This is a genomic window from Ruegeria sp. CDSC054, assembly GCF_059610645.1.
Genome location: NZ_JBXWOA010000001.1, coordinates 600,401 through 620,603 on the forward strand (window position 1 = coordinate 600,401; position 20,203 = coordinate 620,603).

A 20,203-nucleotide genomic window follows, 5' to 3' on the forward strand; every position below is an offset into this window, starting at 1 on the left:
ATGCGGCATAAGGTTAACTTTCCTGTGCCGCGTCTTTCGATCAACTTTTCCCGTCCGGCACTCCACCGGGCGGGATTTTTAAACCAGAAACCAAGGAGTGATTGATGCCCCTGTCCCATGACCAGATCACCCGGTTTCTAAAGTCCGTACATCCCTATGATGCCCTGCCCCCGGAAACGTTGGATCAGGTCGCAAAGCAGATCGAGGTATGGGAGGTCGACGAGGACTTTCCCGTATACGAATTGGGGCACACCCTGCCCGGCGTCTTTGTGATCTACGAGGGGCAAGTTGAGATTACCGATGAGAACGACGCTGTTGTGTCCCATCTTGGTCTGCGAAACTCGTTCGGAGAGCGCGGCCTGCTAAAGGACGGCAAGGCCGCGACTAAAGCGCGGGCGCATACGCCATCCGTGTTGCTGGTTTTGCCCCCCGACCTGGTGCGTCAACTTATAGATGGCCACGACGTCGTTTCGAAATTCTTCAATCGGACCCGATCGAACCGGTCCGGTCCGCAAAGCCTGGCCACCAGCGCCATCGACGTTCTGATGGCACATAACCCTACGACGTGTCCGCCAGGCACACCGGTTCAGGAAGCCGCCCGGATGATGCGCGACAAGCACATTTCTTCGCTTTGTGTCACCGAGGCGGATGACCTTCTGGGCATCGCCACACTGCGCGACATCTCAGGTAAATTCGTGGCCAATGGCATGCCTGCCGACACGGCGATCTCAGCGATTATGACGGCAAACCCGATCACCCTATCACCTTCGGATATTGGCTCGGACGTTCTGCATGTGATGATGGAACGCGGGATCGGCCACATTCCGGTCAGCGAGGGGGGTCGTCTGGTCGGTATCGTGACGCAGACGGATCTGACCCACTATCAGGCGGTTAACTCGGCAGAGTTGGTCCGCAGGATTGTACAAGCGGACACGGCAGATAAAATGGCGGCGGTGACCGCTGAAATCCCGCAACTGCTGGTGCAATTGGTTGCAGCCGGAAACAGGCATGAAATCGTAACCCGCCTGATCACCGATATCGCAGATACGGCGACCCGTCGCCTGCTTAAACTGGCCGAAGACAAACTGGGACCCCCACCCGTTCCCTACCTGTGGCTGGCTTGCGGATCACAGGGGCGGCAGGAGCAGACCGGCGTATCCGATCAGGACAATTGCCTGATGCTGGATGACAGCGTTTCGGACGCGGATATGGGCTACTTCGCAAAGCTGGCAAAATTCGTCTCGGATGGGCTGGATGTTTGTGGTTATTTCTATTGCCCTGGCGACATGATGGCCACTAACCCGCGCTGGTGTCAGCCCGTCCGTGTCTGGCGCGAGTACTTCAACGGCTGGATCGCCAAACCGAACCCCGAGGCACAGATGCTGGCTTCGGTCATGTTCGACCTGCGTCCGATTGGCGGGGCCTTTCACCTGTTCGACGATCTGCAGGCCGAGACTTTGGCAGCCGCCAACGCAAATTCGATCTTTGTCGCGCATATGATCTCGAACTCGCTAAAACACACGCCTCCGCTGGGTCTGTTGCGCGGGATTGCAACCATTCGGTCGGGTGAGCATCGCAACACGCTGGATCTCAAACATAATGGCGTGGTCCCCGTCGTTGACCTTGCACGGATCTACAGCCTTCAAGGGCAACTTACCGAAGCCAATACCAGAGCACGCCTGAACGCCGCCGCATCAAGCGGTATCCTCAGTACCTCCGGGGCGCGGGATTTGCTGGATGCCTATGATCTGATTGCAGAAACCCGGCTTGAACATCAGGTCAGGCTTGTGAAGAGTGATCGGAAACCCGACAATTTCCTTCCGCCCTCGGACCTGTCGGATTTTGAGCGAAGTCATCTTCGGGATGCGTTCGTTGTGGTAAAAACCATGCAATCGGCAGTTGGTCACGGCAAGGGAATGCTGGGCTAAAGCGGCAGACACACGGAGAGATACATGTTTCTGGAACTGATCGGCACTATTTTTGCAGGCTTTGCTTTTGCCGGCATCGTAATGGTTCTAAACAAATTGACGGGTGGCCGCCTGCCCCGCTGGATGACACCCGTTGCCGCAGGTCTCGGTATGATCGGTATGACGATCACCAGCGAGTATTCCTGGTACGACCGCACCCGCGATACCCTTCCCGAAGGTATGACCGTCATTCAAGAGGTCGAAAGCCGCGCCTTCTATCGCCCCTGGACCTATGCCGTGCCTTTCGTGGACCGCTTTGCCGCCATTGATGCCGGTTCCGTGCGCACCAATGAACAGGTTCCCGAACAACGGTTGGTGGAACTGTATCTCTTTGGTCGCTGGGCCCCGGTCTCAAAACTACCTGTAGCGGTCAATTGCAAAGAGTTCAGCCGCGCCAATCTTGCGGATGGGGCAGAATTCGCGGATGACGGGCGGCTGCTGAACGCCGACTGGATCGACGTCACCTCCAGTGACCCAATTGTCGAGGCAACCTGCGGAGTGTGACATGCTGAACCGGTTAAGCCTGCGTCTGCGCATTTTCCTGTTCTTCTGCCTGCTGGCCATTGGCGCTCTGACCGTCAGCTCTCTGGCACTGTGGATCAGCTATCGGCGCGTTGCTGATCCTGACTTGGTCGACGCGTTCATCTTTGCCGAAATCCTGATGGGTTTTGGCTTTCTGGCTTTGACTGCGGCGGTTTGGTTATTGTTCGACGACAATGTTGCAAAGCCAATCGAACGGATATCCGCCCAACTCAGGGCGCGCGCGCATGCCGGGGTCAGCACGGAATTGGACGCGCAGGCTGCGCGGTATCTGGGTGATCTGGCACCAGCCGCGGCCGGGCTAGCGGACCAGCTGTCCGGCAAAACACTGGACGTGGCGCAGGCCGTGGCCGAGGAAACCGCGCACCTGGCGGCAGAGAAACAACGTCTGACGGCCCTTCTGACCGAAATCCCAGTTGCGATGCTGTTGGCCGGCCCTACCCACAAGATCGTTTTGTATGATGGTCAGGCTGCAGAGGTGCTTGCACAGATTGCGCATCCCCGGCTGAATGCTTCGTTGCTGGAATATCTGAAGTCTGATCCGTTGGAAGAAGCTCATGCCAAGTTGGTGAAGACCGGGCTAGAGGTCGCCTGTACACTGACCAGTGTTGATGGTGCCCAGAGTTACAGGGCGCGCATGAAACCCTTGGGCAACGCACCCGGGTATATGCTGGTTTTTGAGGACAGTGCTGCAAACATCGAGCCCGAGGCTGCGCGACCCTTGGTCTATGACTTCGACTTGCTGAACACGTCCACGGACGATGCCATCGACAACCTTGCCCTGCGGGACTTGTGCTTTGTCGTGTTTGACACCGAAACCACTGGACTACTGCCCCACAAGGACGAAATTGTTCAGATCGGGGCCGTGCGGGTTGTCAACGGGCGGATCGTGGAAGGAGAACAACTGGACATGCTGGTTGATCCCGGCATCCCGATCCCGCCGGCCTCGACCAAGGTGCACAAGATCAGTGATCATATGGTTCAGGGTGCGGCGGGCATTGCCGAGGCCGGGCGGGTGCTGCATCAGTTTGCCCGCGATGCAGTGATCGTGGCCCATAACGCGCCATTCGACATGGCGTTTCTACGGCGGCATGCCAAACGCATGGATGTCGATTGGGATCACCCCATTCTGGATACAGTTCTGTTGTCCGCCGTGCTGTTCGGGGCAAGTGATAAACACACGCTGGACGCCCTGTGCGAACGGTTGGACATCACCATCCCCGAACAACTGCGCCATACCGCTTTGGGTGATGCGGTTGCTACCGCCCAAGCGCTGGTCAAAATGCTACCGATGCTGCAGGCGCGCGGCATGACAACCTTTGGCCTGGTCGTTGAGGCAACGCGCCAACATGGTCGTCTGTTGGAAGACCTGAACTAGTTCGGAAAACACGCATACCGGACGCAGCTTTTCATGGACAAACCCCGCGCGTCGTGGCACCTGAGGCACGGCCACGGGATGAGCGCGCAATGACGGAAAAACAATTCACTCCAACCCCGGATCGAAGCACCGCTTTCCGTGAAGCATTGGGGTGTTTCGGAACCGGTGTGACGGTGATCACCACGAACACCGATCAGGGCCCTCGGGCCATCACGGTCAACTCATTCGCGTCGGTATCGCTAGACCCGCCCCTCGTCTTGTGGTGCTTGGCCAAAAACTCCAACCGGTTCGACGATTTCAACGCCAGCCGACACTATTCGATCCACGTGATGGGGCAGGATCAGCAAGAACAGGCCCTGCGCTTTGCCCGCGACGGCAAGGATTTTTCGCACGCGGAATGGGCCCACGACCCTGCGCGCCGACCGCAATTATCCGGCTGTCTGGCCCGGTTCGATTGTCAGGTGCACGCCCAGCATGATGCGGGGGATCACCTGATCATTGTTGGTGAGGTTCAAAAGGTCATGTACCGCACCGGCAAAGGATTGATCTTTAAGCGCGGTCAATTTGGCGGCTTTGCGGATCTGATCTGACGGTTATTCGTCCAATGACCCATGTACGGCCAGAGCCTCTAGCTGAGTTTCTTGCGGCGTGATCACACGGAAAGCCTCACGCACTCCGGCGTCTGACAGCTCACGCGAGACGGTCAGCAGCGTGTTTGGGTTATGCTCATCACACAGCTCGGACATGTGGGCGATCTCGGCCTGTGCGACGTCCATGGCGGCCTCGACCGACGGTGCCCCGTAAAGCTGCACAAAGTGTTCAGCAAGGCTCTGCGCGATCTGATCCAGTTCGGCCTGTTCCACTTGCGTGACCGCGACGAATGTCACCCGCCCAAAGGTTTCCACACCCAACCAGCCATTCGCAAAAGCCTGACGCGCTTTGCCTTCAAGATCGCCTTCGCCCCAATTTGAGAACTCGAATCCGCCCGAAATGCACCATTCCCCGGTTCGCGCCGGGGAGTGGAACACATTCATGTCGCTTTCGTCGAAATGGATTGCGCGCGCTAGTTTCATCATCCGTTCTCCAACAATTCCGTCAGCGGGCGAAGCTGTGTATCTGAACCATGCCGGATCAGCATGCCGAACCGTTCATCCGTTCCCAGAAACACGCCCGCTTCACCGAAGGGCTCTCCCACTCCGCGCAGCAGGCCTATCCATTCTCCGTGCACAGGCGCGTTGCCGTCCTCTTGCCAGCGGTTCAGCCATGTCATCATGTGCCGCGACCAGCTTTCGACAAGCTGCGTTGCCGAGACATCCGCGCATCCTTCGTCGTAAAGTGCGGTGACATCCGGGTTTTCGCCCGGAGCCTGACTGGTTTGCAGCAGCGCCAAATCCCAACCGACGATCAGCCAATCCGGTTCTGCTTCTGGATCTGCATCCGAAGCTGCCACACGGAACATTCCGCATTTGGCCCCATTCACACAGATCAGCCCGTCCCAGCCCAGATGAACCGCGACCTCAGGCGGGGCCAGCGCGCCCAGCGCGTTCTGAAACCCAACAGCGCAAAGCGGCACCATTGCCATCGCATCGCGCAAGACAACCTCGGGGGCAAAAACGATGGCCACACGCAGACGATCGGCCTGAATGTTATAAACCACGGTACCGCCATCACAGCCCAGCGCGGCCATTGCCTGCGCGCGCTCGAACGGGTCTTCCCCACCCTGCACCGGGTGGCCCGTCAGCAAAGGGGGAAAGACCGGCTCGTTCATGCGTTGCCCTTGGCAATCATGCCGCGCGCAATTTGGCGGAACGCTTCGGCTTGCGGACTGTCGGGCTTGCTGACCACGATCGGTGCACCGCCATCAGCGGCAACGCGGATATCCAGATGCAGCGGGATTTCACCCAGCAAAGGAACGCCCAGCGCCTCGGCCTCGGACTTCACACCGCCATGGCCGAACACATGCTCTTCATGGCCGCAGTTCGAACAGATATGCGTCGACATATTCTCGATCATCCCAAGGATTGGCGTCTTGAGCTGGTTGAACATGTCGATCCCCTTGCGGGCATCGATCAGAGCCACGTCCTGAGGAGTCGAGACAACAATGGCGCCGTCCACGTTGAACTTCTGGCTAAGCGTCAGCTGCACGTCACCTGTGCCGGGCGGCAGGTCGACGATTAGAACATCCAGCGCGCCCCATTGCACCTGACCCATCATCTGTTGCAGCGCGCCCATCAGCATCGGGCCACGCCAGACAACGGCCTGACCTTCATTGGTCATCAGACCCATCGACATCATGGTGACGCCGTGGTTGCGCAATGGCAGGATCGTTTTGCCGTCAGGGCTGGCCGGGCGGCCAGAAACACCCAGCATCCGGGGCTGCGACGGGCCATAAACATCCGCATCCAGCAGACCCACGCGTCGCCCTTCGGCTGCCAATGCACAAGCGAGGTTGGCGGAAACGGTGGACTTGCCAACGCCACCCTTACCCGAAGCCACAGCAATAATTCTGTCCACACCCGGCACGGCCTGCGGTCCGGTCTGCGAAGGTTTCGGCTTGGGCTTCAGATCCGGCGGTGCTTTTTCAGAATGTGCGGTCAGCATCGCGGAAACTGTCGAAACACCATCGACCAGTTTCGCGGCCTGTTCGGCAGCGGCGCGGACGGGCTCCATACGCTCAGCCTGCTTGGGGTCGATCTCCAGCACAAAGCGCACTGTATCCCCTTCAACGTTCAGCGCGCGGACGACACCGGCGCTGACGATGTCCTGTCCAGAAACCGGATCGATGATCTTTCTCAGGTTTGCAAGAACTGCGTCACGAACACTCATGCGTCATTCTCCTTTTGGAACCCGGTGGTCAGGGCTCTGCGTATCGACAAGCTGTGGTTGCCGTTCATTGCACGTGTCTCCGTCTCATTCAGTTCATTTGACGCATTTGGTGCCGTGCCGTTAGGCTGAGGCATGCGCTTTGTCCTCTTGTGCCTGAGCCTGACGCTCTCTGCCACCCCCTCTTGGTCGCAAGAGGCGATTGGTCTTGCCGCGCCGGACGAGGTTGCTGACTCAGGTCTGCTGCAACATATCCTTCCTCGCTTTTCTCTCAAGACCGGGATCCGGGTTATTGCAGATGATGCCGGCGTTTTGGTGCTTGAAACCGCGCCTCCGGGTGATCCTGTGTTTGCGCGCGACGGCGTGATCTATCACCTTCGGATCGAAGAGGACGCCAAACATGAGCGGTTCCGCGACTGGCTGCTGTCCGATATCGGAAAACGGACGGTTGAAAGCTATGCGCCAGAGCAAGGCGCGCCCTTCTCGGCCAGCTTCGACATCGCAGCCGTGGAAACCGAAACAGTGATCGACGGCGATACGCTGCGCGGCGAGGAACTGTCGATGACCCATTGCGGTCGGTGCCATGTGATCGGACCAAAAAACCGGATGAATGGTCTGGGATCGACGCCCTCTTTCGCGGTGCTGCGCGCCATGCCGGACTGGTCGGAACGGTTCGAGGCGTTCTTCGCCCTCAACCCGCACCCCTCGTTCACACAAATCGACGGGCTGACACCTCCGTTTGATCCACAGCGTCCATCGCCCATCTATCCCGTCGAGATGACGCTGGATGATCTGGAAGCCATCCTTGCCTTTGTCTCGGTCATAACTGCAGCGGACTTGGGTGCGCCCTTACAGCTTCAGTGATCCTTTCGTTTTGAGAAATAATCCTCGGTCGTAACGACACGAGGCTTCGGGTTAGACTGGAACGGGTTGTCCTCTTGCTGGAACTGTGCGTTCACGCGGCAATTGTCACACATCTGGATCATCCGCGCCTTGTCCGAGGAGGCAAACATCGGATGTGTACCCGCAAGCTTTTCCATGATCCGTTCCACGGTGGACTTAACTCCGAACAGTGCCCCACATTCTACACAAGCAAACGGCTCCTCTTCATTCAGCACCTGCTGAGACAGGGCTGCATCGCTCAGGTCAAGCTGCGGGACAAGAGCAATCGCGTCTTCCGGGCAGATGCCTTTGCACAACCCGCACTGCAGACAAGCATCCTGCTGGAAGTTCAATTGCGGCTTGTCCGGGTTATCGATCAAAGCACCCGACGGGCACAGCGACACACAGCTGAGGCACAAAGTACAGGCATCCGTGTTGACAGCGATCGCCCCATAGGGCGCGTTTTCCGGCAAGGCCAGCGGCTTTTCAGCTTTGGGGTTCAGCGCCTGCGCGGCCAAACGGGCGATCTGGCGGCGGTTGCCCAATGGCAGCACCGGGTCGGCCAAAGGCTGAGGGACATCTTGCGCATAAAGGACATCAGACAGCGCATCCGGGTCGGCCTCATCCACCAACCCCAAGGCATTCGGCCCCGCAATTGCCAGCGCCAAGGCCAGTTCACGGTCCAACGCATCGCGCTCGGTAGTTGGGGATAGCAAAACGTCCACTCGCGCGAAACCATGCACCAAAGCAGCCAGCATCTCGGCATGGCCAAAGCCTGAAATCACACTCAGCTCCAGCGGAATCACATCGGCAGGCAACCCACGTCCAAAACGGGCGGCCAGTCGGATCATCTCGGCCCCGTGGGCATTATGCACCAACAAGCGCGGCGCGGTTCCACCGGCCCGCCGATAGGTGCGCGCCAGGATGTGCATCCGCGACAGCAACGCCGAAACCGGCGGATCTTCGTAGGTGATCGCAGTTGACGGACAAACCGCCGCGCATTCACCGCATCCGGCGCAGATCATTGGATCGATTTCAACATGCTCGCCCGCAGGTGTGATCGCCCCTGTCGGACAGATATCCAGACAGTTCGTGCAAGCAACCTGTTCAGCCCGAGAATGTGCACAAAGCGTTTCTTCCATCCGCACATAAAGTGGCTTTTCGAAGGTGCCGACCAATTGGGCCGCCTCAAACGCCAGCCGTTCGACGGACAATGGATCTTTGGGATCAGCCCGCAGATAGCCTTCGCGCTTGCCCGGCGCCTGAACCAAGGGTGTGTCGCCGGTCAGGTCCAGAACGATGTCACAGCCCGATTGTGCCCTGTCACGTGCCTCTGTCCAGGCAAAGGCTCCGCGTCCGCCGGGTTCAAGCTGCTGAAATGCGTCGAGCCGCATAGTAAATCCGCCCAACGCCCCATCGAGCGATTTGATGCGCCCACGCACCACGTCGAACGCGCGCGAAAAGGGCGCGGCCTCATCTGTAACAAGCACCGTAACTGCAAGCGTAACGGCCAGTTTTTCAGCAAGTGCAAATGCAACGTCGCCGGGACCGATGATCAGGCATGTGCCTTCGCTATAGACGTCTACGCTGGGCGTCACCGGCTGCGGCAACAAGGCTTCGGCGGCCAGGGCAGCCATCTTGGGGGCCGCATCCGCGCCCTCATCAGACCACCCGGCCCTGTCACGAAGATCAACAAAGCCCGGGGCGTCCACATTCAGTTCTTCGGCCAGGGCCTGAAACACTTCCTGCTCTTGTCCGCAGGCAATGATGGTGTCCCCCTGTTGTATCTCCGCGGCCGCCGCTTCCAACTCTCGCGTGCAAAGCGCTGTGAAAACCTTGGAACATTCCATCTCGCAGGCCGAACCGATCTTGTCGGAATTCAGAGGTTGAGACCCGGCGCAATCGCATAACAGTAGTTTGGTGCCCATGATCCTCCCCCGGATACTTCTCCACCTCTTCGCATCTCAGGCTGTATCCCCGTTGCTGGAATGTAAACCCTTTGGGCCAGCGGGCCATTTGGCCACGGAAACCCCATTCTTTACAATAAACAAAGGTGTCCGCTTGCGAGGATCACTATTTTGCTACCAGCCATTACGACTAAGGTCGTACGAAGCGGGCTTGGCACCTGAGCGCTTTGTGTACCATAGTGGACCTCAGGGAAGGCATGGGAGAGCCTTCCGGGGAGGAGCCAGTGGCCAAGGCCGCAAGCCAGATTGAAATGCCAATCGGCGTCGTCGTGCGCAAAACACCCGGTGTAACCCGCTGGGCGAAATGGAATTGGCGCGCCATTGCCGTGTTGCCCGGTGCCGGACCTGCGGACTGGCACGAAATGCGACGTGAAGGCGAGGCCATTGAGTACCACGCAGCGACCCTGCCCCTGACGCTTTGGGCGGACGAAACCGAGGCCTATATGGTGAACCTGTCGGACGGCCAGCCGTCGATCTACCTTGTCCTTCGTGATGCGCTGGATGGCGAAAGGCCGATGGATGCAGTGCTGGTAACGGCGTCACCCTTCGAAGGTCAGGACTATGCCGATACCGGTGAAGAGATCGTTGAGAAAATTCCGATGACCGATGGGTTGATCGCCTGGGTGCGCGACTTCGCTCTGGAACGTCATAACGACGAAGTCTTTGTGAAACGCCGTCGGGACAAAAAACGGATCGATTTGGTCGAGGACGGCAAGGGCGACGCACGCATCCGGCAAGAGTCAGACGTGTACCGCGCCCCGCGGAGGATCGTGCAGTGACCCAAGCCCGCGATTTCTGGTCCCGCCGCAAAGCGGCAGTACAGGCGGAAGCCGAGGCCGAGGTCATCGCGATTGAAGAACAGGCCATTGCCGCCCAACACGCCGAACTGGAAGAAAAATCCGATGCGGAGATTCTAAATGAACTCAACTTGCCCGACCCTGACGAATTGCAGGCGGGCGATGACGTCTCGGGCTTTATGGCCAAGGCGGTGCCTGACCGTCTGCGCCGTCGTGCCTTGCGACGGCTGTGGCGACTAAACCCGGTTCTGGCCAATGTCGATGGCCTTGTGGACTACGGCGAGGATTATACCGACGCCGCCTGCGTGATCGAAAACATTCAGACCGCATATCAGGTTGGAAAAGGTATGCTTGCACATGTCGAGGCGCTGGCGGCTGAGGCCGAAGACAGCGAAGCGGACGAGGCATTTGAATTGGATGAACCGCAGGAAGAACCCGTGGCGCCCTCAGAACCCGCGCCAGAGCCCGTTGTGATAGTTAAGGCTGAAAATACACCGGACGCGTCGGAGGATGCAGAAATCACCCCTGCCCCACGCCGCATGAAATTTGAATTCGAAGGATAACCTGATGACCGCAAGTGAAGCGCAACAGATGAATGTCTCGACAGAGGATCGTATGCGCGCGGATTTCTACAACTTTCTGGGGCTGCTTCTGTCTGCGCCGCCTGATCAGATGCTGCTGGATCAAGTTTCCGGTCTGACTGGCGATGAAACCGATCTTGGACAGGCCATTCAGGCCATGGCCCGCGTCGCCAAAGTGACCAAGCCCGCCGCTGCGGAACGCGAATTCAACGCGCTGTTCATCGGGTTGGGACGCGGCGAGCTGCTACCTTACGCCAGTTTCTACCTCACTGGATTCCTGAATGAGAAACCTCTGGCGCAACTGCGCAACGACATGGCGATGCGCGGCATTACCCGAGCCCGGAATGTTTTTGAACCGGAAGACAACATCGCTTCATTGATGGAGATGATGGCGGGCATGATCGTTGGTCGCTTCGGCGCAGCTGCATCTTTGGAGGACCAGAGGGCATTCTGGAACAAACATATCGGCCCTTGGGCCATGCATTTTTATTCGGATTTGGAAGGCGCCGAAAACTCGGTTCTCTATGCCTCGATCGGCACAGCCGGTCGGGTCTTCATGGAGATCGAGCGCGAAGCCTTCCGAATGACGGCAGCGTGAACCGCTGTCACTCGCCGGCGCCCCAAGGGGTGCTAACTCGCAAATGGGAGAGGAGAAACCCATGAGCAAGACCAAGGAAGAAGGCGCAACGCGCCGCGACTTCCTCAAATTGGCTGGAACCGCAGCACCCGCTGCCGTTGCTGCCGCCAGCCTGAGCGGAAAAGCCGAGGCAGCCGAGCTGCCTACGGACGAGAACCGCATTCAGGACACCGCGCACACGCGCGCATACTTGAAAAGCGCACGCTTCTAGCGCGACGACAGCGCCCGGTTCTAACCCGGACGAGGTCACACCCGACTGACGGTTGCGATTGGCCCTGACGTCGGCACCAGCAGTACCAAGCCAGCCGTGGCTCACACGGCGCGCAAGGGAGGAAAGAAATGCTTAGGAAAAAGACCAACGGGGTTGCGAGACGCCCCCAGCGGACAAGTATCCTGTCCCAGGTCGGCGAGAAAACCGTCGATCGCCGCGCATTCCTGCGTGGCTCGGGCCTGACGATCGGCGGCCTTGCCGCGATCAGCGCCACGGGTGGAACCGTGACGCCAGCCAGTGCCCAGACAGCGGCCAATCAGGCCGTGGAAAACATCAAGTCCATATGCACCCACTGCTCGGTCGGCTGTACCGTCGTTGCCGAAGTGCAGAATGGCGTCTGGATCGGGCAAGAGCCCGGTTGGGATAGCCCGTTCAATCTGGGTGGACATTGCGCCAAGGGGGCCGCAGTTCGCGAGCACGCCCATGGCGAACGTCGCCTCAAATATCCGATGAAAAAGGAAGGCGGCGAGTGGAAGCGCATCAGCTGGGAAGAGGCGATCAACGAGATCGGCGACGGCATGATGAGTATCCGCGAGGAATCTGGGCCGGACAGCGTCTATTGGCTGGGGTCTGCGAAACATAACAACGAACAGGCCTACCTGTTCCGCAAGTTCGCCGCCTATTGGGGCACGAACAACGTGGACCATCAGGCCCGTATCTGCCACTCAACCACGGTTGCGGGTGTTGCGAATACATGGGGCTACGGCGCCATGACCAATTCGTACAACGACATCCATAACTCTCGGGCCATCTTCATCATCGGCGGCAACCCGGCCGAGGCGCACCCTGTCTCGCTGTTGCATGTTCTGCGCGCGAAAGAGCAGAACAACGCGCCGCTGATCGTCTGCGACCCGCGCTTTACCCGCACCGCGGCGCATGCGGATGAATATGTCCGCTTCCGCCCCGGTACAGACGTTGCTTTGGTCTGGGGTATTCTGTGGCACATCTTCGACAACGGATGGGAGGACAAAGAGTTCATCCGCACCCGTGTCTGGGGCATGGACCAGATCCGTGAAGAGGTTGCCAAGTGGAACCCAGATGAGGTCGAACGCGTCACCGGCACCCCCGGTTCGCAGCTGAAACGCGTTGCACGCACCATGGCCAACAACCGCCCTGGTACGGTGATCTGGTGTATGGGTGGTACGCAGCACACCAACGGCAACAACAACACCCGCGCCTACTGCGTGCTGCAGCTTGCGCTTGGCAACATGGGCACCTCGGGTGGTGGCACCAACATCTTCCGCGGCCATGACAATGTTCAGGGCGCAACGGACCTTGGTGTTCTGTCCCACACCCTGCCCGGCTATTATGGCCTGTCAAAAGGTGCATGGGGTCACTGGGCACGTGTCTGGGGTGAAGAGCCCGAATGGCTGGCGGGCCAGTTCGCCACGATCAAGGACAAGGAAGGCAAGGACAAACCGCTTCAGAACGAACGCGGCATCCCTGTTTCCCGCTGGATCGACGGTGTTCTGGAAGACCCGGCAAACATGGATCAGGACAACAATGTCCGCGCCATGGTGCTGTGGGGCCACGCGCCCAACTCGCAGACCCGGATGACGGAAATGAAGACGGCGATGGAAAAGCTGGACATGCTGGTCGTGATCGACCCGTATCCCACCGTCTCGGCCGTTCTGCACGACCGCACCGATGGCGTCTACTTGTTGCCCGCCTGTACGCAGTTCGAAACCCGTGGATCGGTCACGGCATCGAACCGGTCGTTGCAGTGGCGTGACAAGGTGGTTGAACCGCTGTTCGAAAGCCTGCCGGACGAGGTCATCATGGCCAAGTTCGCCAACAAGTTCGGATGGGCGGATCGATTCTTCCGCAATATCGAGATGGACGACCCGGAAACGCCGAATGTTGAAAGCATCACGCGTGAGTTCAACTCGGGTCTCTGGACCATCGGGTATACCGGTCAATCACCGGAACGTCTGAAAAGCCACATGGCCAACCAGCACACGTTCGACAGAACCACGCTGCAGGCAATCGGTGGCCCGAACGACGGCGAGTACTATGGTCTACCCTGGCCCTGCTGGGGAACGGCTGAGATGGGTCATACGGGGACACCAAACCTCTATGACATGTCCAAACCGGTGGCCGAAGGCGGCCTGACCTTCCGCGCCCGTTTCGGCGTGGAACGCGACGGTGACAACCTGCTGGCCGAAGGGGTCTATAGTGTCGGGTCGGAAATTCAGGATGGCTATCCTGAATTCACGATGCAGATGCTGATGGACCTTGGCTGGGATGGCGATCTGACGGCCGAGGAACGCGCGGCCATCGACGCCGTTGCAGGACCAGAGACCAACTGGAAGACCGACCTTTCCGGCGGCATCCAGCGGGTCGCGATCGAGCATGGCTGTGCGCCCTTCGGGAACGCCAAGGCCCGCGCGGTTGTCTGGACCTTCCCGGATCCGATCCCGATCCATCGCGAGCCGCTATATACGCCGCGTCGCGATCTGGTAGAGGACTATCCGACCTACGAGGACCGTCAGGCCTATCGCCTGCCGACGCTTTATGCTTCGATCCAAAAGAACGACTTTTCAAAGGATTATCCGATAATCCTGACGTCCGGTCGTCTGGTCGAGTATGAGGGCGGCGGTGATGAGTCACGGTCAAACCCGTGGCTGGCCGAGCTGCAACAGGACATGTTCGTCGAGATCAATCCGCGCGATGCCAACAATCTGGGCATTCGTGACGGGGCACAGGTCTGGGTGGAAGGTCCCGAGGGCGGCAAGGTCAAGGTGATGGCGATGCTGACCAACAGGGTCGGTGCCGGCGTGGCCTTCATGCCGTTCCACTTTGGTGGCCATTTTCAGGGCGAAGACCAGCGGAATAAATACCCCGCTGGTGCCGACCCCTATGTCTTGGGTGAAAGTTCCAACACCGCCCAGACTTATGGCTATGATTCAGTGACCCAGATGCAAGAGACCAAGTGTACTCTCTGCAAGATCTCGGCAGCGTAAGGAGAACGATAATGGCTAGAGCAAAGTTTCTCTGCGACGCTGAACGCTGCATCGAGTGCAACGCCTGCGTAACCGCGTGTAAGAATGAACACGAGGTGCCGTGGGGCATCAACCGCCGCAGGGTGGTGACGATCAATGATGGCAACCCGGGCGAACGCTCGATCTCGGTGGCCTGTATGCATTGCTCGGATGCGCCTTGCATGGCGGTGTGCCCGGTCGACTGCTTCTATCAGAACGAAGAAGGCGTCGTCCTGCACTCTAAGGACCTGTGCATTGGCTGCGGTTATTGCTTCTATGCGTGCCCGTTCGGCGCGCCGCAATACCCGCAGGCGGGCAACTTCGGATCACGTGGCAAGATGGACAAATGTACCTTCTGCGCCGGTGGTCCCGAAGAAAACAACTCGACCGCAGAGTTCGCAAAGTATGGTCGCAACCGGATCGCCGAGGGCAAACTGCCCATCTGCGCCGAGATGTGTTCCACCAAGGCCCTGCTCGCCGGTGACGGCGATGTGGTCTCGGCCATCTACCGTGAACGCGTCGTGGCGCGCGGGTTTGGCTCGGGCGCATGGGGTTGGGGCACAGCCTACGACCAGAAAGACGGATAAATTCGTCTGACAAGAAAAGACGGTCCCGTATTCTTCCACGGGACCGTCACAGCGCGACCAAAGGGATTTGGTCGAGCTTAGGTTGCATGTCCAATCTGCGCGGAGCATTTCATGACCGAAGATATTTACTGGCTGCTGAAACTTGAGTTGCAGGCCGATCAGGATGCTGCATTTGATGCGCTGATGACCGAAATGGTGGATGCGACACTGACAGAAAGTGGTGCGAAATCTTATGAGTGGCATCGTACAGGGTCGACCGTTCACATCTATGAACGCTACGCCAGTTCAGATGACGCAATGATCCATATGCAGAACTTCGGAGCGAATTTCGCCGACCGTTTTCTGGCAATTCTCACCCCCACCACGTTAGAGGTTTACGGACCAGCAAAAGATGACCTGCGCGATACCCTGACACCCGTAGGAGCAGTCTTTCACGAACAAGTCGGCGGCTTTGACCGATAACCCCGTACGACACAGGAGATTCGATAGATGCGCCTGATCCAAATGCTGCTGATACCACTTTTCCTTGCCAGTTTTGCCTGGGCACAGGAAAACACGGAAGTTCCTGCAGAATCCGACCGCAGCGCCACAGGCGGTGCAACCACTCTGCAAGATATCATGGCCCGTCAGCGTGGTGAAAAGGTCGACAACAGCTATCGGTCCGAAAACACCGGCCAAGGCAATGCCGAAGGCTTGCTTGGTCAGCTTGGAACGCGCGGTGTGACCTCGGACAGCGATGTCTATCGCGCACTTCGCTACGGTTCGGCGGATGTGACCGTGTCATCTCATGGACCGGCCGCAACTGTACTGATCCAGGACGGCGGCATGTGGTGGCTAAATTTTCGCACCGGTCCTTTGCGTGAATACGGATCTTACATCATCGGCGGTATGCTTGTTCTGTTGCTGCTGTTTTTCCTGATCCGCGGAAAGATCAGGATTGATGGTGAAAAGACCGGGCGGAAGATTCTGCGTTTCAACGGGATCGAGCGGTTCGGGCACTGGTTGTTTGCCGGGTCCTTCCTGATACTGGGCATCACCGGCCTGCTGACCTTGTATGGCCGTGATTTCCTGATCCCCGTTTTCGGCAAAGAGGGGTTCGCGACCATCGCTCAGGGCTGCAAATGGCTGCACAACAACCTGGCTTGGGCCTTTATGCTTGGGCTGATCATCGTGACCGTGAACTGGATTTCTCACAACATCCCGAACCGCACCGACCTGAAATGGCTGGCTGCTGGGGGTGGATTGTTCACCAAAGGCAGCCATCCCCCCGCCAAGAAATTCAACGCCGGACAAAAGATCATATTCTGGCTTTGCATTCTGCTGGGCGTCTCGATCAGCCTGTCCGGTCTGTCATTGCTGTTCCCATTCGAAATGCCACTGTTTGCCAAGACTTTCTCGATCGCGAATTCGACCGGTATTCCGCAGATGCTTGGGCTGAACCTGCCCGTGCAGATGTCCCCGCAGGAAGAGATGCAATACGCCCAGATCTGGCACGTCATGGTCGCCTATGCGTTCATCGCGATCATCCTGGCCCACATCTATCTGGGCTCGGTCGGCATGGAAGGTGCCTTTGACGCCATGGGAACCGGAGAGGTTGAAGAGCAATGGGCGCGCGAGCATCACTCGCTGTGGCTGGAAGAGGTGCAGGCAAAAGAGGTCAGCGAAGGGGCGGCCTCGCCCGCCGAATAAATGCGCAAGCTGGTTCTGGCTCTGGCACTGATGCCCCTGCCCGCAATGGCCGAGTTCTTTACGCTCAAGGGCCATGGCGGACCCATCATGGGGATCGCCACAGCGCCAGACGGTCGGATCGCAACAGCAAGTTTTGACAACTCGGTCGGTGTTTGGACGGATCAATCCCCAAAATGGTTGGATGGCCACGAAGCGGCTGTCAATTCAGTTGTTTTCAACGGCACCGCGATCTATTCGGCAGGAGATGACTTTACATTGCGCCGGTGGCCCGAAGGTCAGGTTGTGGGTCAGCACAAAGGCAAGATCGTGGGCGTGGCCGCATCCAAAACCCATGTGGCAACGGCCAGTTGGGACGGCACAATCGGCCTATGGCCAGTTGACGGTTCGGCGCCGTCGATCCTCGGCCCTACTGGCAGTGGTATAAACGCTGTCGAATTCTCGAACGATGGTTCACAGCTCTATTCCGCGGGCATCGACGGGTCATTGCGTATATGGGACGTCGCCACCGGGCAGGAAACCAACCGGTTTGTTGAACACGGCTTTGGTATCAACGAGCTGGTGCTGAACGAGCGGGATAACTGGATTGCCTACGGTGCGGTTGATGGCGTCACTCGCGTCCTCGACCTGACAACCGGTGACGAGCGTGATTTCACGCTGGAACGCCGCCCGATTCTGGCGCTGGCCCTCAGCCCTGATCGTAGCATGCTGGCTGTAGGAGACGGCGAGGGATACATCATGGTGATCGACACAGCCGAATGGCGTATTGCGCAGGACTTCAGGGCCACCCTACGCGGCCCGGTCTGGGCGTTGGCCTTCTCGCCCGATGGTCAAAACCTGCACGCGGGCGGCATTGACGAGGCCATGTATAGCTGGCCAGTCGCTGCGCTGGGAGATCAGGAACAGATGGCTGCGGCTGAGCCCAGCTTTCTGAAAGATCCCGAGGAAATGGAAAACGGTGAACGTCAGTTCGCCCGCAAATGTTCGATCTGCCATAGCCTGACCCCGGATGGCCAACGCCGCGCAGGTCCGACGCTCCACGGTGTGTTCGGGCGCAAAGCGGGTACCCTACGGGGATATTTTTACTCGGACACGCTGCAAGACTCTGATATCATTTGGAATGAAGAAACGATAAACGCTCTGTTTGACGAAGGGCCGGACCATTACATTCCGGGGTCGAAGATGCCGATGCAACGGATCACCGAACCCAGGGACAGGGACGACCTTATCGCCTTTCTACGCCGCGCCACGGCAACAGAAAACTGAGCCGGAGGAGAACTATGAAAGCCTTTCTAGCTGCTGTCGCCGTAATGGCGGTGATTACTGTCGCCGCGCCTTATACGCTGCAACAGATCGGTTTCAGTGCTGCGGATGCCGGCACCAGCTCGGCTGTGCGTCTCGACTGAATGTCCGAATATCTGACCACCAAGGAACTGGCCGATCTGCTGCGCATTGGCGAGCGGAAGGCCTATGACCTGGCCTCATCGGGTGAGGTGCCTTGCGTGCGTGCCATGGGCAAACTGCTGTTCCCGCGGGCCGAGGTGATTGCATGGCTGAACGCCTCGCGATCCGGCCCGGAAGTGGCCGAACCGCCCCTGCCCCCGATTGTCGCTGGCAGTCACGATCCGCTGCTGGACTGGGCGCTGCGCGAAAGTGGTTCGGGGCTGGCGACCTATTATGATGGCTCGTTCGACGGGCTGACCCGTCTAAAAGACCGCAACGCGCAGGCGGCAGCGCTGCACATTCATGAGGATGGCGGGTTCAACACCCAAACCCTGAAAGACGCTTTGGGTGAGGCCCCGGTCGTTCTGTTCGAAATCGCGCAGCGGCAGCGTGGGTTGCTGCTGGCACCGGGCACGTCGGATATTCAGGGTTTTGCGCAGCTAAAAGGCCGACGTGTCATCCTGCGTCAGGACAGCGCGGCCAGCCAACGGTTGTTCGACGCACAGCTTGAGGCCCACGAAATAACCCGCAACGATCTGGAAACCCTGCCCACTTGCGCCCGCACAGAAGAAGAGTTGGCCATTGCCCTGCATGACAACAAGGCCGAGGTCGGGTTCGGACTAGGCGCATTGGCTGGGCTGTACGATCTGGGATTTGTTCCCACGCATACCGAACGGCTGGACCTGGCGATTTGGCGTCGGGCCTATTTCGATGACCCGATGCTGAAATTGCTCTGCTTTGTGCAGTCCGACCGGTTCCTGACCCGCGCCGATGAGTTTGGTGGGTATGACCTGTCCGGTCTGGGAACGATCCACCACAATGGCGCCAGCGGGTGATCCCCTATTTCGCGTTCGGAAAGAACAGCTGCTGACCATTCAACTCAAAGGCCTCGATGGCTGCCTGCCCGTCCGGGCCGATTAGCCAATCAACAAACCGCTGCCCTGCCGCCGCCCTTACACCCGCGTGTTTTTCGGGGTTCACCAGAATAACGCCGTACTGGTTGAACAAGCGCGGGTCACCTTCGACCAACACTTCAAGGTTTCCACGGTTGCCGAAGGACTCCCACGTCGCACGATCCGTCAGGGTATAAGCATCCATGCCACTGGCCACGTTCAACGTCGCGCCCATGCCTGAACCGGTTTCCCTGTACCACGTACCCGATTCCGCAGCCGGATCTACTCCGGCGTCGTTCCAGTGGCGCATTTCGGCCTTATGCGTTCCGCTGTCGTCCCCGCGTGATGCAAAGGGAACTTCGGCCTCAGATACCGCGGTCAAAGCGGCCACGATATCCGATCCGCCCTTCACCTTGGCCGGGTCTGATTTCGGACCGACAAGAACGAAGTCATTATACATCACGTCAAATCGTTCAACGCCCCAGCCGTCTTCGACAAACTGCTCTTCGTCCGCCTTTGCATGGACCAACAGAACGTCACCATCCCCATTGATTGCGTTACGGATCGCCTGCCCGGTGCCCACAGCAACAACGCGCACGTCGATCCCGGTTTCCGCCTCGAACCAAGGAAGGATGTAATCCAACAGTCCCGAATTTTGGGTCGAGGTCGTTGATTGCACCACGATAAATGGTTCTTCGGCTAAGGCCGGACCTGTAAACAAGCCAAGTGAAACCAATGCTGCCCGAATGAAATTCCGGATCATTCTAAAC

21 protein-coding genes are annotated in these 20,203 nt (G+C 58.6%); 16 read left to right on the forward strand and 5 right to left on the reverse strand.

What is annotated here, in order from left to right:
• The first annotated feature begins 104 nt into the window (after positions 1-104).
• The 4 genes from AC2FGC_RS02950 (at position 105) to AC2FGC_RS02965 (ending at position 4,475) form a co-directional block, all read left to right on the forward strand.
• Entirely contained in the window at positions 105-1,928 is a 1,824-nt protein-coding gene (locus AC2FGC_RS02950; protein ID WP_496766662.1) for a DUF294 nucleotidyltransferase-like domain-containing protein, read from the forward strand.
• 24 nt (positions 1,929-1,952) lie between these two features.
• On the forward strand, positions 1,953-2,471 hold the full coding sequence (locus AC2FGC_RS02955; RefSeq protein ID WP_496766664.1) for a hypothetical protein: 519 nt from the start codon (positions 1,953-1,955) through the stop codon (positions 2,469-2,471).
• 1 nt (position 2,472) lies between these two features.
• On the forward strand, positions 2,473-3,885 hold the full coding sequence (locus tag AC2FGC_RS02960; RefSeq protein ID WP_496781395.1) for a 3'-5' exonuclease: 1,413 nt from the start codon (positions 2,473-2,475) through the stop codon (positions 3,883-3,885).
• Positions 3,886-3,974: 89 nt separating this feature from the next.
• Positions 3,975-4,475 carry a flavin reductase family protein gene (locus AC2FGC_RS02965; protein WP_496781396.1) on the forward strand — a complete coding sequence of 167 codons (501 nt, stop codon included), beginning with the start codon at positions 3,975-3,977 and terminating at the stop codon, positions 4,473-4,475.
• A gap of 3 nt (positions 4,476-4,478) precedes the next feature.
• On the opposite strand, the gene AC2FGC_RS02970 is transcribed toward AC2FGC_RS02965, so the two are convergent.
• The 3 genes from AC2FGC_RS02970 to AC2FGC_RS02980 are packed head-to-tail and all read right to left on the reverse strand — an operon-like array spanning position 4,479 to position 6,711.
• Complete coding sequence (locus AC2FGC_RS02970) at positions 4,479-4,958, reverse strand: DUF6505 family protein (protein WP_496722363.1); 480 nt, start codon at positions 4,956-4,958, stop codon at positions 4,479-4,481.
• Positions 4,958-5,653 carry a biotin/lipoate--protein ligase family protein gene (locus AC2FGC_RS02975; protein ID WP_496722361.1) on the reverse strand — a complete coding sequence of 232 codons (696 nt, stop codon included), beginning with the start codon at positions 5,651-5,653 and terminating at the stop codon, positions 4,958-4,960. Before AC2FGC_RS02975 ends, AC2FGC_RS02970 begins: the two co-directional genes overlap by 1 nt.
• On the reverse strand, positions 5,650-6,711 hold the full coding sequence (locus AC2FGC_RS02980) for an Mrp/NBP35 family ATP-binding protein (protein WP_496722359.1): 1,062 nt from the start codon (positions 6,709-6,711) through the stop codon (positions 5,650-5,652). Before AC2FGC_RS02980 ends, AC2FGC_RS02975 begins: the two co-directional genes overlap by 4 nt.
• Positions 6,712-6,843: 132 nt before the next feature.
• Between AC2FGC_RS02980 and AC2FGC_RS02985 the strand changes: the two genes are divergently transcribed.
• Entirely contained in the window at positions 6,844-7,572 is a 729-nt protein-coding gene (locus tag AC2FGC_RS02985) for a c-type cytochrome (RefSeq protein WP_496738698.1), read from the forward strand.
• Here the strand turns inward: AC2FGC_RS02985 and AC2FGC_RS02990 are convergent.
• Positions 7,566-9,518 carry a 4Fe-4S binding protein gene (locus AC2FGC_RS02990; protein WP_496722356.1) on the reverse strand — a complete coding sequence of 651 codons (1,953 nt, stop codon included), beginning with the start codon at positions 9,516-9,518 and terminating at the stop codon, positions 7,566-7,568. The genes AC2FGC_RS02985 and AC2FGC_RS02990 overlap by 7 nt on opposite strands.
• A 263-nt stretch (positions 9,519-9,781) precedes the next feature.
• Between AC2FGC_RS02990 and AC2FGC_RS02995 the strand changes: the two genes are divergently transcribed.
• The 11 genes from AC2FGC_RS02995 (at position 9,782) to AC2FGC_RS03045 (ending at position 19,376) form a co-directional block, all read left to right on the forward strand.
• Positions 9,782-10,336, forward strand: coding sequence for a DUF3305 domain-containing protein (locus AC2FGC_RS02995; RefSeq protein WP_496722354.1), 555 nt, complete (start codon positions 9,782-9,784; stop codon positions 10,334-10,336).
• Positions 10,333-10,917, forward strand: coding sequence for a DUF3306 domain-containing protein (locus tag AC2FGC_RS03000; RefSeq protein ID WP_496722352.1), 585 nt, complete (start codon positions 10,333-10,335; stop codon positions 10,915-10,917). Before AC2FGC_RS02995 ends, AC2FGC_RS03000 begins: the two co-directional genes overlap by 4 nt.
• Positions 10,918-10,921: 4 nt before the next feature.
• Positions 10,922-11,533, forward strand: a complete 612-nt coding sequence (locus AC2FGC_RS03005) for a TorD/DmsD family molecular chaperone (protein WP_496722350.1) — start codon at positions 10,922-10,924, stop codon at positions 11,531-11,533.
• Between the two features lie 61 nt (positions 11,534-11,594).
• Complete coding sequence (locus tag AC2FGC_RS03010; RefSeq protein ID WP_058273834.1) at positions 11,595-11,783, forward strand: ubiquinol-cytochrome c reductase iron-sulfur subunit N-terminal domain-containing protein; 189 nt, start codon at positions 11,595-11,597, stop codon at positions 11,781-11,783.
• 128 nt (positions 11,784-11,911) lie between these two features.
• Positions 11,912-14,806 carry a formate dehydrogenase subunit alpha gene (locus AC2FGC_RS03015; RefSeq protein ID WP_496781397.1) on the forward strand — a complete coding sequence of 965 codons (2,895 nt, stop codon included), beginning with the start codon at positions 11,912-11,914 and terminating at the stop codon, positions 14,804-14,806.
• An 11-nt stretch (positions 14,807-14,817) separates the two neighbouring features.
• Positions 14,818-15,411, forward strand: coding sequence for a formate dehydrogenase FDH3 subunit beta (gene fdh3B / locus AC2FGC_RS03020; RefSeq protein ID WP_058273836.1), 594 nt, complete (start codon positions 14,818-14,820; stop codon positions 15,409-15,411).
• 111 nt (positions 15,412-15,522) lie between these two features.
• Positions 15,523-15,873: a putative quinol monooxygenase gene (locus tag AC2FGC_RS03025; RefSeq protein ID WP_496738704.1), complete on the forward strand. Its 351-nt coding sequence runs from the start codon at positions 15,523-15,525 to the stop codon at positions 15,871-15,873.
• Positions 15,874-15,900: 27 nt separating this feature from the next.
• On the forward strand, positions 15,901-17,100 hold the full coding sequence (locus AC2FGC_RS03030) for a formate dehydrogenase subunit gamma (RefSeq protein WP_496781398.1): 1,200 nt from the start codon (positions 15,901-15,903) through the stop codon (positions 17,098-17,100).
• Positions 17,101-18,363: a c-type cytochrome gene (locus tag AC2FGC_RS03035; RefSeq protein WP_496722342.1), complete on the forward strand. Its 1,263-nt coding sequence runs from the start codon at positions 17,101-17,103 to the stop codon at positions 18,361-18,363.
• 14 nt (positions 18,364-18,377) lie between these two features.
• Positions 18,378-18,503, forward strand: coding sequence for a hypothetical protein (locus tag AC2FGC_RS03040; RefSeq protein WP_496722340.1), 126 nt, complete (start codon positions 18,378-18,380; stop codon positions 18,501-18,503).
• Positions 18,504-19,376 (forward strand): substrate-binding domain-containing protein, encoded by an 873-nt coding sequence (locus tag AC2FGC_RS03045; protein ID WP_496722338.1) that lies wholly within the window; start codon positions 18,504-18,506, stop codon positions 19,374-19,376. It begins immediately after the preceding gene.
• Positions 19,377-19,380: 4 nt separating this feature from the next.
• Here the strand turns inward: AC2FGC_RS03045 and AC2FGC_RS03050 are convergent, their stop codons facing one another.
• The gene (locus AC2FGC_RS03050) at positions 19,381-20,196 is read right to left on the reverse strand and encodes an ABC transporter substrate-binding protein (protein WP_496781399.1); all 816 of its coding nucleotides are present in this window, start codon (positions 20,194-20,196) and stop codon (positions 19,381-19,383) included.
• Positions 20,197-20,203: the final 7 nt, after the last annotated feature.

Excerpts from the sequence above, each read along its gene's own strand:
- AC2FGC_RS02950 (WP_496766662.1), top strand. The coding sequence starts at position 105 with ATGCCCCTGTCCCATGACCAGATCACCCGGTTTCTAAAGTCCGTACAT.
- AC2FGC_RS02955 (WP_496766664.1), top strand. The coding sequence starts at position 1,953 with ATGTTTCTGGAACTGATCGGCACTATTTTTGCAGGCTTTGCTTTTGCC.
- AC2FGC_RS02960 (WP_496781395.1), top strand. The coding sequence starts at position 2,473 with ATGCTGAACCGGTTAAGCCTGCGTCTGCGCATTTTCCTGTTCTTCTGC.
- AC2FGC_RS02965 (WP_496781396.1), top strand. The coding sequence starts at position 3,975 with ATGACGGAAAAACAATTCACTCCAACCCCGGATCGAAGCACCGCTTTC.
- AC2FGC_RS02970 (WP_496722363.1), bottom strand. The coding sequence starts at position 4,958 with ATGAAACTAGCGCGCGCAATCCATTTCGACGAAAGCGACATGAATGTG.
- AC2FGC_RS02975 (WP_496722361.1), bottom strand. The coding sequence starts at position 5,653 with ATGAACGAGCCGGTCTTTCCCCCTTTGCTGACGGGCCACCCGGTGCAG.
- AC2FGC_RS02980 (WP_496722359.1), bottom strand. The coding sequence starts at position 6,711 with ATGAGTGTTCGTGACGCAGTTCTTGCAAACCTGAGAAAGATCATCGAT.
- AC2FGC_RS02985 (WP_496738698.1), top strand. The coding sequence starts at position 6,844 with ATGCGCTTTGTCCTCTTGTGCCTGAGCCTGACGCTCTCTGCCACCCCC.
- AC2FGC_RS02990 (WP_496722356.1), bottom strand. The coding sequence starts at position 9,518 with ATGGGCACCAAACTACTGTTATGCGATTGCGCCGGGTCTCAACCTCTG.
- AC2FGC_RS03005 (WP_496722350.1), top strand. The coding sequence starts at position 10,922 with ATGACCGCAAGTGAAGCGCAACAGATGAATGTCTCGACAGAGGATCGT.
- AC2FGC_RS03010 (WP_058273834.1), top strand. The coding sequence starts at position 11,595 with ATGAGCAAGACCAAGGAAGAAGGCGCAACGCGCCGCGACTTCCTCAAA.
- AC2FGC_RS03015 (WP_496781397.1), top strand. The coding sequence starts at position 11,912 with ATGCTTAGGAAAAAGACCAACGGGGTTGCGAGACGCCCCCAGCGGACA.
- fdh3B (WP_058273836.1), top strand. The coding sequence starts at position 14,818 with ATGGCTAGAGCAAAGTTTCTCTGCGACGCTGAACGCTGCATCGAGTGC.
- AC2FGC_RS03025 (WP_496738704.1), top strand. The coding sequence starts at position 15,523 with ATGACCGAAGATATTTACTGGCTGCTGAAACTTGAGTTGCAGGCCGAT.
- AC2FGC_RS03030 (WP_496781398.1), top strand. The coding sequence starts at position 15,901 with ATGCGCCTGATCCAAATGCTGCTGATACCACTTTTCCTTGCCAGTTTT.
- AC2FGC_RS03035 (WP_496722342.1), top strand. The coding sequence starts at position 17,101 with ATGCGCAAGCTGGTTCTGGCTCTGGCACTGATGCCCCTGCCCGCAATG.
- AC2FGC_RS03040 (WP_496722340.1), top strand. The coding sequence starts at position 18,378 with ATGAAAGCCTTTCTAGCTGCTGTCGCCGTAATGGCGGTGATTACTGTC.
- AC2FGC_RS03045 (WP_496722338.1), top strand. The coding sequence starts at position 18,504 with ATGTCCGAATATCTGACCACCAAGGAACTGGCCGATCTGCTGCGCATT.
- AC2FGC_RS03050 (WP_496781399.1), bottom strand. The coding sequence starts at position 20,196 with ATGATCCGGAATTTCATTCGGGCAGCATTGGTTTCACTTGGCTTGTTT.